This is a genomic window from Pseudoalteromonas sp. Isolate3, from assembly GCF_022398505.1.
In the GTDB taxonomy this organism is placed as follows: Bacteria; Pseudomonadota; Gammaproteobacteria; order Enterobacterales; family Alteromonadaceae; genus Pseudoalteromonas; species Pseudoalteromonas apostichopi.
In genome coordinates, this window is record NZ_JAKEVN010000214.1 from 1 (window position 1) to 2,825 (window position 2,825).

The 2,825-nt window shown below is 42.9% G+C and carries 1 protein-coding gene; it reads right to left on the bottom strand.

Annotated features, from left to right (window positions below; genetic code table 11):
• Positions 1 to 51 precede the first annotated feature (51 nt).
• The gene (acnB, locus tag L1D46_RS20265; RefSeq protein ID WP_130049980.1) at positions 52 to 2,649 is read right to left on the bottom strand and encodes a bifunctional aconitate hydratase 2/2-methylisocitrate dehydratase; all 2,598 of its coding nucleotides are present in this window, start codon (positions 2,647 to 2,649) and stop codon (positions 52 to 54) included.
• Positions 2,650 to 2,825: the final 176 nt, after the last annotated feature.

Below are 2,825 nucleotides of genomic sequence, written 5' to 3' on the forward strand. Positions count from 1 at the left end.
ATAAAAAGCCCGCTTAATGCGGGCTTTTCTTGCAATTTAATTTATCTCTAATTAAACAGCTTGTTGAACGATTACTTGGTCTGCCTTTTTAGTGTATTGAGGCATACGGTGGAAGTTCAGGTAACGATATGTATCAGCTGCCGTTGCATTGATCTTATCTGCATACTCTTGGTACTCAGCAGGTGTAGGTAATTTACCTAGGATTGCTGCTACTGCAGCAAGCTCTGCTGATGCTAAGAATACGTTCGCGCCAGTACCTAGACGGTTAGGGAAGTTACGCGTAGAGGTAGAAACAACAGTTGCTTTATCAGCAACACGTGCTTGGTTACCCATACACAGTGAACACCCTGGAGTTTCGATACGTGCACCTACGCGACCAAAGATACCGTAGTAACCTTCGTCTGTAAGCTGGTCTTTATCCATCTTCGTTGGTGGTGCAACCCAAAGTTGAGTTGGGATACGACCACTGAAGCCATCTAGTAATTTACCTGCGGCACGGAAGTGACCGATGTTAGTCATACAAGAACCGATGAATACTTCGTCGATTTTCTCGCCTGTTACGTCTGAAAGAAGACGTGCATCATCAGGATCATTTGGAGCACAAAGGATTGGCTCTTTGATGTCAGCAAGATCAATTTCAAGTACATGTTTGTACTCTGCGTCAGCATCAGCTTCCATAAGTTCAGGGTTAGCTAACCACTCTTGCATTGCATTGATACGACGCTCAATAGTACGCACATCACCGTAACCTTCAGAGATCATCCACTTAAGCATTACGATGTTTGACTCTAGGTATTCAGCGATAGACTCTTTAGAAAGCTTAACTGTACAACCTGCAGCTGAACGCTCAGCTGACGCATCAGAAAGTTCGAAAGCTTGCTCAACAGTTAGGTGCTCAACACCTTCGATTTCTAGCACGCGACCAGAAAATTCGTTGATTTTACCTTTCTTCTCAACAGTTAGAAGTCCTTCTTTGATACCGTAGTAAGGGATAGCATGAACTAGGTCACGTAATGTGATACCTGGCTGCATTTCACCTTTGAAACGTACTAAGATTGACTCTGGCATATCAAGAGGCATTACACCAGTTGCTGCTGCGAATGCTACCGCACCAGAACCCGCAGGGAATGAAATACCTAGAGGGAAACGAGTATGCGAGTCACCACCAGTACCTACTGTATCTGGTAATAACATACGGTTTAACCATGAGTGGATTACACCGTCACCTGGACGTAGTGATACACCGCCACGGTTCATGATAAAATCAGGAAGTGTGTGGTGAGTATTTACGTCGATTGGTTTAGGATAAGCTGACGTATGACAGAAAGACTGCATTGTTAAATCTGCAGAGAAACCTAAACACGCTAGATCTTTAAGTTCGTCACGCGTCATAGGACCTGTTGTATCTTGCGAACCAACAGTTGTCATTTTCGGCTCACAGTATTGACCAGGACGTACGCCAGGCATGTTACATGCTTTACCAACCATCTTCTGAGCTAATGTGAAGCCTTTACCAGAATCAGTCACAAGAGCTGGCTTACGGAAGATATCTTCAGCTTCCATACCTAGTGATGCACGCGCTTTATCAGTTAAACCACGACCGATGATAAGTGGAATACGACCGCCAGCACGAACTTCATCAAGAATTACGTCTGATTTAAGAGAGAAAGTAGAGATAACTTCATCTGTACCGTGACGCTTAACAACACCTTCGTATGGGAAGATATCGATTTGGTCACCCATGTTTAGCTCATCAACAGGTAGCTCAATTGGTAACGCACCAGAGTCTTCCATTGTGTTGAAGAAGATAGGAGCGATTTTACCACCTAAACATACACCACCAACGCGTTTGTTTGGTACGTGAGGAATATCATCACCCATGAACCAAAGTACAGAGTTAGTTGCAGATTTACGAGAAGAACCCGTACCAACTACATCACCAACGTATGCAAGAGGTAAACCTTTCGTTTTAAGCTCTTCTAACTGTGCGATTGGACCAACTTCACCTGGTTTGTCAGGATTGATGCCATCACGTTCATTCTTCAGCATTGCTAAAGCATGTAGTGGAATATCAGGACGTGACCATGCATCAGGTGCAGGAGAAAGGTCATCAGTATTTGTTTCGCCAGTTACTTTGAATACTGTAACTGAGATTTTTTCAGCAACTGCAGGCTTGTTTACAAACCACTCAGCATTTGCCCAAGATTCGATTACTTGCTTAGCAAACTCGTTACCTGCTTTCGCTTTTTCTTCTACATCGTAGAAAGCATCGAACATTAATAATGTGTTTGATAAACCTTTAACAACGATTGGTGCTAGCGCTTCGTCATCTAAAAGATCAATCATAGGTGCGATGTTGTAACCACCTAACATAGTACCAAGTAGCTCAGCTGCTTTTTCTTTTGATACAAGTGGAGAGCTCGCTTCACCTTTTGCAACTGCAGCTAAGAAACCTGCTTTGATGTAAGCAGCATCATCAACACCTGGTGGTACGCGATTAACTAGAAGATCAACAATAAATTCTTCTTCGCCTGCCGGTGGGTTTTTGATTAATTCAATAAGATCAGCCGTTTGCTGAGCATCTAATGGCGCTGGTACGATACCTAACGCGGCACGTTCTTCTACGTGTTTACGATATTCTTGTAGCACAATATTGCCCTCTTGGTGACGTGAAAGTACTCGGTAGTAGTAAGCTAAATACCAATTAAGACCCAGTACTTATAGTATTCTGACGGTTAATTATAAAGCTTTTAAGTATAGATGAAAATCCATGCTGTAGTTAGAGGCTTTAATACTCACTATAAATAGCATGAATAGTACTAGAA